9 protein-coding genes are annotated in these 7,839 nt (G+C 72.0%); 4 read left to right on the top strand and 5 right to left on the bottom strand.

The genetic code is table 11. The annotated features are described in order from the left end of the window. On the top strand, positions 1-1,421 hold a 1,421-nt coding region (locus G6023_RS10430; protein ID WP_182635388.1), incomplete at its 5' end, for an N-acetylmuramoyl-L-alanine amidase. Between the two features lie 180 nt (positions 1,422-1,601). Here G6023_RS10430 and G6023_RS10425 read toward each other — a convergent pair. After that, on the bottom strand, positions 1,602-2,435 hold the full coding sequence (locus G6023_RS10425; protein WP_069388725.1) for an HAD family hydrolase: 834 nt from the start codon (positions 2,433-2,435) through the stop codon (positions 1,602-1,604). Next, the gene (locus G6023_RS10420) at positions 2,432-3,253 is read right to left on the bottom strand and encodes a lysophospholipid acyltransferase family protein (protein WP_069388731.1); all 822 of its coding nucleotides are present in this window, start codon (positions 3,251-3,253) and stop codon (positions 2,432-2,434) included. The genes G6023_RS10425 and G6023_RS10420 overlap by 4 nt, the downstream gene beginning before the upstream one ends. Positions 3,254-3,315: 62 nt before the next feature. Between G6023_RS10420 and G6023_RS10415 the strand changes: the two genes are divergently transcribed. Then, positions 3,316-3,831: a PaaI family thioesterase gene (locus tag G6023_RS10415; protein WP_069388726.1), complete on the top strand. Its 516-nt coding sequence runs from the start codon at positions 3,316-3,318 to the stop codon at positions 3,829-3,831. A gap of 78 nt (positions 3,832-3,909) precedes the next feature. Here G6023_RS10415 and serS read toward each other — a convergent pair whose 3' ends face one another. Beyond that, entirely contained in the window at positions 3,910-5,172 is a 1,263-nt protein-coding gene (gene serS, locus G6023_RS10410; RefSeq protein ID WP_159148770.1) for a serine--tRNA ligase, read from the bottom strand. Positions 5,173-5,232: 60 nt separating this feature from the next. Beyond that, positions 5,233-5,676, bottom strand: a complete 444-nt coding sequence (locus G6023_RS10405; protein ID WP_067714851.1) for an ankyrin repeat domain-containing protein — start codon at positions 5,674-5,676, stop codon at positions 5,233-5,235. A gap of 47 nt (positions 5,677-5,723) precedes the next feature. Between G6023_RS10405 and G6023_RS10400 the strand changes: the two genes are divergently transcribed. Both G6023_RS10400 and G6023_RS10395 read left to right on the top strand, forming a co-directional pair. Then, on the top strand, positions 5,724-6,842 hold the full coding sequence (locus G6023_RS10400) for a septum formation family protein (RefSeq protein WP_241727800.1): 1,119 nt from the start codon (positions 5,724-5,726) through the stop codon (positions 6,840-6,842). Then, complete coding sequence (locus tag G6023_RS10395) at positions 6,839-7,189, top strand: metallopeptidase family protein (RefSeq protein WP_069388729.1); 351 nt, start codon at positions 6,839-6,841, stop codon at positions 7,187-7,189. The genes G6023_RS10400 and G6023_RS10395 overlap by 4 nt, the downstream gene beginning before the upstream one ends. Before the next feature lie 43 nt (positions 7,190-7,232). Here G6023_RS10395 and G6023_RS10390 read toward each other — a convergent pair. Next, positions 7,233-7,839, bottom strand: a 607-nt coding sequence (locus G6023_RS10390) for a histidine phosphatase family protein (protein WP_182635385.1), incomplete at its 5' end; no start/stop codon positions are given.

Here is a 7,839-nt window from a genome sequence, read left to right as displayed (position 1 = left end):
TCAAGCCCGTGGCCGAGACCTCGGGCCTCGACGCCGGCTCGGGCAGCGCCGATTCAGGCAGCACCGATTCGATCGAACCCGCCTCGGTCAAGGCCGTCCTGCTCTCCCCCGACGACACCCCGACGCCCGATCCCGAGGCGTTCGCCGACATCACCGCCTCCGGCGGCAGCGGCACGCACGGGGACATCGCGGCCAGGCAGCCGTCGATCATCTCCCGCTCCGGCTGGGGCGCCGACGAGTCGATCCGCTGCCGCAGCGCGAGCTACGACCCCACCCTCGCCGCGGCGGTCGTGCACCACACGGCGGGCAGCAACAACTACTCCCGCGAGGGGTCGGCCAGCGTCATGCGCGGCATCTACACGTACCACGCACGCACGCTCGGCTGGTGCGACGTCGGATACAACGTGCTGGTCGACAAGTACGGCCAGGCCTTCGAGGGCCGCCACGGAGGACTCAGCCGCAACGTCCAGGGCGCCCACGCCGGCGGCTTCAACGGCAACACCTGGGGCATCTCGATGATGGGCGACTACTCGACCGTCTCCCCGTCGGACGCCACCGTCCGCAAGGTCGGCGAGATCATCGGCTGGCGCCTGTCCGTCGCCGGCGTCGACCCCAAGGGCACCGACACCCACTACTCCGAGGGCACCTCGTACACCAAGTACTCGTACGGGACCGCCGTCCGGCTGCCCAACATCTTCGCCCACCGCGACGTCGGCCTCACGTCCTGCCCGGGCAACTCCGGTTACGCCAAGATGGGCCAGATCCGCGACATCGCGTCCTCCTACGCCAAGAGCGGCGGGGGCGGCGCCCCGGCCCCGACCCAGCCGAGCCCCAGCCCGGGCACGGGCGGTGGCACCGGTGGCGGCGGTGGCACGGGAGGTGGCACCGGTAGCGCGGATCTCCCGTCGGTCATCACCCAGGGAAGCGTCCAGGAGGCCGTGACCTCCGCATTGCGGACAGTCCTCACCGGCGGCAAGCTCGATCCCGCGACCCTGACCCGGATCCTCACCGGCGGCAAGTCGCTGTCGGACATCCCGCTCGACGCGGGGTCGGTGCAGGACGCCATCGGCCTCGACGCGGGCTCGGCACAGAACGTGCTCAGCCGCGACTTCTCCGGGCTCGCCCAGAAGCTGGCCGGCCCGCTCGGCAAGGCACTGTCCGGAGTCCAGCGCTTCGGCGACGTCTCCCTGGTCAAGCACGAGAACGGCGCGCTGTACTCCTCACCCGAGACGGGCACGCACCCCGTGTGGGGCGTGATCGGCGACGCGTGGGCCGCCCAGGGCTTCGAGCACGGCCCGCTCGGACTGCCGGTCTCCGCGGAGGCCGAGCGCGCCGACGGGACGGTCGCCCAGCGGTTCGTCGGCGGCACGCTGGTCTACGACCCGGCGACCCGGGAACTCACCGTCGAGCCGAACCCCTGATCCTCGGCCGGCGCCGCCCGATCACCGGGCGCGCGCCGGCCGACCACATCGTGCGGACCGGGTCCCACCAGGTGTGCACCCCTCCCCCACCCGGGGCGGCGTGCACACCGGGGAAGTGGTGGGGACCGGTCCGCATCCCATTTCGACCCATTTCGACAGGGCCTCGGTCGGGTCCGCCGCTCAGCCCCACCAACGCCGTAGGACGTGCGCGATCCCGGCTTCGTCGTTGGTGAGCGTGACCTCGTCGGCGGCCGCGTGCACGGAGGGGATCGCGTTGCCCATCGCGACCCCGTGATCTGCCCAGCGCAGCATCTCCAGATCGTTGGGCATGTCGCCGAACGCGACGGTGACCGGAACCGCGTCGGACGGGACGGCCGCGCCGGCCGCCGTCCCCGCCGCGATCCGGGACAGCCCACTCGCCTTGGTCACACCGCGGGCCGCGAACTCGATCAGCCCGTCGGTGGTCGAGTAGGTGAGATCCGCCAGGTGGTCCACCTCCCCGCGCAGTGCCGCCGCCATGTCGGCGCTCGGCATACCGGGGACCCGGGCGAGCAGTTTGAGCACCGGCTCGGAGAGGACCTCGTCGTGACCCACCTCGAGGTGCGCGGGATGGATCCAGGCGTGTTCGTAGTCTGGGCTGGCCACGAAATCGGCATCCGCGGCGTCGGCGCCCAGGCGCTCGGCCGCGATCCCGCTGCCGGGCAGCAGCCTGCGCAGCACCTCGTCGATCGCGGCGAGCGTTTCGGGATCGAGGAGACTGGTGGCCAGGAACTCGCCACTGTCGGTGTCCATGATGACGGCTCCGTTGGCGCAGACCGCCAGGGGCGCGACGGGCAACTGGTCGACCACCTGGGGCAGCCAGCGTGGCGGGCGTCCGGTGGCCAGGACGAACGTGGCCCCGTCCGAGACGAGGTCCGCCACGACGGCCCGGTTCGCGGCCGGGACGAGGTGATCGTTGTCGATCAGGGTCCCGTCGACGTCGGAGGCGACGAGCAGCGGTCGGGAACGGGTCACGGAGCGTCCGGGCCCGCCGGTCCCTCCGGCTCGTCACCGGCATCGGCATCCGGGTCGACTGCCTTCTGGGCACGGCGTCGCATGCGCTCGGCGTGCTCGGCCTCGTCCAGGGCGGTGGCCTCCTCCAACGTGGGGGCGGAACCGCCGAGGCGGGCGGGCACCCAGTTGGCGCCGGCCGGGTAGGCGCCGTAGCGCTCCGCGTACTCCTGTTGGAGGCGCTCCAGGGTGGCCTGGATGCGGGAGCGCAGCTCCTCGGTGCACTCTGCGACGGGCTCGTAGGCCCGCATCGGCTCGCCGACCTCCATCATGATCGGCACCTTGGGGCGCAGGAGCTTCTTGGGCAGGCCCTTGGTCCACACCCGCTGCGATCCCCACAGGGTCACGGTGATGATGGGGACATCGGCCGCCAGTGCCATCCGCACCGCGCCCGACTTGAAGCCCTTGACCTCGAAGCTGCGGCTGATGGTGGCCTCGGGGAACACGCCGACCAGCTCGCCGGCCCGGAGACGGGCGACAGCCTCGTCGAAGGACGCCTTGCCCGCCGTCCGGTCGACGGGGATGTGCTTGAGCTCGCGCATGATCGGCCCGGACACCTTGTGGTCGAACACCTCGACCTTGGCCATGTAGCGGATGAACCGCTTGTGCACGCGCGCCGGAATGCCGCCGTAGACGAAGTCGAGGTACCCGGTGTGGTTCATCACCACCACCGCCCCACCGACCTCGGGGAAGTTGCGCTCCCCGCGAATCGTGAGGTCCAGGCCCTGGACCTTGAACATTGTGCGGGCGAACCCGATGATCCCCGTATAGAGCAGCTCCACGGCCACCAGCGTAGCCGCCCGCACCGACACTGGTGCCCGCCCCTGCCGGTAGGTTCGGCGGGGTGGATGACGCCCCCTTCGATTCGGTCGACCCGGTGGCACGCGGCCGCCACTACTCCTGGCCTGCCCTGCCGGATGCGGCCGAGCGCAGCGTGCACGCGGGTCTGGAGGCGCTGCGCCTCATCATCGACGGCGAGCGACACCTCTCCCCCGGCGCGCACACGCTCGGCGTCCGCTTGTCCGCGGCCGAGGTGGGCGCGGTGACCATGACGGCCGAGCCCGCGGAGTGGGCGCTGAACAACGGCGGGACGGTCCACGGCGGGATCGTCTCCGGGTGGGTGGACACGGCGCTCGGCTACGCGACGGCGACGGTCGTGGAGGAGGGCGTCGGCTACAGCACCCTCGACCTCACCGTGCGGTACATCCGGGCGCTCCGGTTGGAGCGCACGCCCGCCACGATCCGCGCGGAGGTCGAGCACGCGGGCCGGTCGACGTGCGTGGTGCAGGTCCGGGTCACCGACACCGACGGCCGGACGTGCGCCAGCGCGAGCGGCGTGATGATGCTGTTCCGCCCGTGACCCGGGCGGCGGCCCGCGAGGCGTCCGACGACCTCGTCGTCGTCCCCGGACACCCCGGCGACCACCCGCGGTTCGTGGTCAGCGGATCGGCTCGAGCACGTCCTTGCCGACGAACGGCCGCAGCGCCTCCGGCACCACGACGGAGCCGTCGGCCTGCTGGTGGTTCTCGAGGATCGCCACCAGCCACCGCGTCGTGGCGAGGGTGCCGTTGAGGGTGGCGGCGGTCTGCGTCCGACCCTCGTCATCGCGGTACCGCACACCCAGGCGGCGGGCCTGGAACGTCGTGCAGTTGGAGGTCGAGGTGAGCTCGCGATAGGTGCCCTGGGTGGGGACCCACGCCTCGCAGTCGTACTTCCGGGCCGCCGAGGAACCGAGATCGCCACCCGCGATGTCGATGACGCGGTACGGCAGGCCCATCGCCTCGAGCATCTCCTTCTCGAACCCCAGCAGACGCTTGTGCTCGGCGTGCGCCTCCTCGGGCCTGCACCACGAGAACATCTCCACCTTGTCGAACTGGTGGACGCGAATGATTCCGCGGGTGTCCTTGCCGTGGCTCCCGGCCTCGCGGCGGAAGCAGGAGGACCAACCGCAGTACCGCTTCGGGCCGTCCGACAGGTCGAGGATCTCGCCCTGGTGGTAGCCGGCGAGCGCCACCTCGGAGGTGCCGACCAGGTAGAGGTCGTCGGCGTCGAGCTTGTAGACCTCGTCGGCGTGCGCGCCGAGGAACCCGGTGCCCTGCATGATCTCCGGTCGCACCAGGACGGGCGGGATCATCATCGTGAAGCCGTTGGCGGTCGCCTTCTGCGCCGCCAGCTGCAGCATGCCCAGCTGCAGCAGGGCGCCGTAGCCGGTGAGGAAGTAGAAACGCGCGCCGGAGACCTTCGCTCCGCGCTCCATGTCGAGCAGCCCCAGGCTCTCGCCGAGCTCGAGGTGGTCCTTCGGCTCGAAGTCGAAGGTCGGGATCTCGCCGACGCGCTCGATCTCCACGAAGTCGTCCTCGCCGCCGGCGGGCGTGCCCTCCTCGACGACGTTGGACAGCAGCCGCTGGAGTCGCTCGACTTCCGCCGCGGCGGTCTTCTCGGCCTCCTCGGCGTCCTTGACCGCCTGCTTCAACGCACCCGCGGCCTTGAGCAGCGCGGGACGCTCGTCGGGCGAGGCCTGTCCGACCTTCTTGCCGTGGGCCTTCTGTTCGGCGCGGGCCCCGTCCGCGGCCGCGATCGAGGACCTGCGGGCCTCGTCGGCGGTGAGCAGCTGGTCGACCAGCGACGGGTCCTCACCACGGGTGCGCTGGGAGTCGCGGACGACGTCGGGGTTCTCGCGGAGCAGCTTGAGATCGATCACGCACCTCAGCCTAGCGGCCCCACCCGGCCGGCCCGAGCCGCGACCGTGGCCGCGGGTGGATCAGACGCCGAACAGCTCGAGGAAGGCGTCCTTCTCGAACATGCGCGCGGTGTCGACCGCGGTGGGTGTCCCGCCGTAGGGGTCCGCACCGGCCTCGAAGAGCGCGCGGACGACCTCGCCGTACCCCTTGAACACCGCTCCCGCCAGCGGCGTCTGGCCCCGGTCGTTGGCGCGGTCCACCTCGGCGCCGCGTTGGAGCAGGGCGCGGACGGTGTCCGGGTGCCCGTTGTAGGCGGCGAGCATCAGCAGGGCGTCGCCCCGCTCGTTGGTGAGGTCCGGGCTCACCCCGGCGTCGACATACGCCGCGAGCCGCTCGGTCTCGCCGTCGCGGGCCAACTGGAACAGCATCTGTGCGAACTCGAGGACCTCCGGGTCCACCCCGTCCCGCGGCGAGCGCACGTCGCCGTCCGCACCGGCCGGCTCGTCGTGGTTCTGTCCGCTCATGCAGTGGATCCTATCGGGACCGCGCGATTGCGGCATCATGGAAGGCGATGACCACTTCCACCCGATCGTCGCGCCGTGGTCGATCGCTGCTCCGCACACGGGGCGCGGTCATGGCCTCCCTCCTCGCCATCCTGTCCGGCGGGGCGGTCACCGGTGCGCTCATGGCGTCGGCGATCAACGATCCCAATTCCTCCCGCGCCGAGCGCATCGCGGCGGTCGTCCCGCAGGTCGACCCGCGCACCCTGTCGGGGCCCGCGTACGCCGAGGCCGCTCCGGGTACCTGCCTGACCTGGTCGCTCGACGCCGCGGACCGCGTCACCTCGTTCGACACGGTGGACTGCGCCGAGCCGCACCGGTTCGAGGTGGCGGCCCGGATCGACCTGTCGGAGGTCCCCGGTTTCGGGGAGGGTGCGCCGCTGCCGGTCAGCGCCGAGTTGGCGCCGGTGGGGACCGAGCGCTGCCTCCCGCTGATCTCCCGGCACGCCGACGGGCGCGAGGTCGACCCCGACGGCCGCTTCACCGGGCTCGTCGTGCCGCCGTCCGAGGAGGGCTGGGACAAGGGCGACCGCAGCGTGCTGTGCGGTGTCGCCGCCGCCGAACTCGACGGGCGCTCCGCCCTGTCGACGGGCACGTTCGCCGAGGCCGACCAGCACCGTCGGTGGGACCCGGGTACCTGTCTGGGCTTCACCGACGAGGGCCTTCCCGGCGCGACCACGCCCTGTTCGGAGGACCACTCGATCGAGATCGTCGCCGACGTGGACGTCTCCGGTGTGTTCCCGGAGGGGCCGGTCCCGCCGGACCCCCGCCAGCAGTCCGAGCTCACGGCCGACGCCTGCCGGGAGGCCGGTGTCGCCTACCTCGGTGACGCCGAGACGCTGCGGCGGACGACCCTCATCTCGACGCTGGTCAACCCGATCTCGGAGGTGTCGTGGCAGACGGGTAGCCGGACCGTCAACTGCGGGTTGATGAAGGCCGCGGAACCCGGCCCGTTCGCGGTACTGCGGGGGTCGGCGCGCCAGGGCGTGCTGGTCGACGGAGCCACCCCGGTCGCTCCCACCACCACGCAGATCCCGCCGCCGGGTCAGCCGCCGGGAGGCGTCCCCGGAGCGCCGACCGACGCGGGCCAGGGCACGGTGTCGGTACCGGTGCCCGGCGGGACGCCGTGAGCCTGAGGGTCGACGAGACACGCTTCGAGGAGCTGGTGGACGACGCGTTGGACTCGGTCCCGGACGCGCTGTTCGAGGCGATGGACAACGTCGTGGTGCTCATCGCCGACCGCCACCCGGACGAGCCCGACCTGCTGGGCCTGTACGAGGGGGTGGCGCTGACCGAGCGCGACACCACCTACTCGGGGTTCCTCCCGGACACCATCACGATCTACCGGGGTGCACTGTGCGCGTTCTGCTCCACCGAGGAGGAGCTGGTCCACGAGGTGGCGGTGACGGTGATCCACGAGATCGCGCACCACTTCGGGATCGACGAGGAGACGCTCCACGCGCTCGGCTGGGGCTGAGCTCGATCTGGGCCGAGCTCGATCGGGGCCGAGCCCGCCGCCGTCAGTACCCCGGCCGCCCCGGGTGGTCGCCCCACCGTTCGCACGACCAGCCGCCGCCGTCCGGAGCGAGCTCGATGACCCCGCAGTTGGAGATCCGGTTGTCCAGCGCCCACTGCGAGGGGACGGCGCCGGCGAACACGGCGAGCATCCGCATGAGCGTGCCGTGCACCACCAACACCACGTCCACGGCGTTGTCGAGATGGGACTCACGCAGCTCGGCGATCAGCGGCATCGCCCGGTCCCGCACGTCCAGGGCGCTCTCGCCGTCGGGGAGCCGGGAGGCGAGGTCGCCGAGCTCCAACCAGTCACGCACCACCCGGTTGTAGGCCAGGAGCGCCTCGGCACCGGTCTGCATCTCGTAGCGGCCGGCCTGCACCTCGTGGACGCCGGGCACGGCCTGGGTGGGCAGGCCCATCTCCCCGGCAATGAGCCCGGCGGTCTCGCGGGCGCGCGCGGCCTCGGAACTGAGCACGACGGACGGCCTGATCCCCGACCCGGCCAGCTCCCCGCCCACCAGCCGTGCCTGATCGCGGCCGAGGTCGGTGAGCGGTGCGCCGGGCAGGGCGGTGTCGAGGGCGCCGGCGACGTTGGACGGGGTCTGCCCGTGG

The organism is Dietzia sp. DQ11-71, assembly GCF_014144995.1.
In the GTDB taxonomy this organism is placed as follows: Bacteria; Actinomycetota; Actinomycetes; order Mycobacteriales; family Mycobacteriaceae; genus Dietzia; species Dietzia kunjamensis.
The sequence above is the reverse complement of the archived record's forward strand: the minus strand, read 5'-3'. Positions and strand labels throughout refer to the sequence as shown.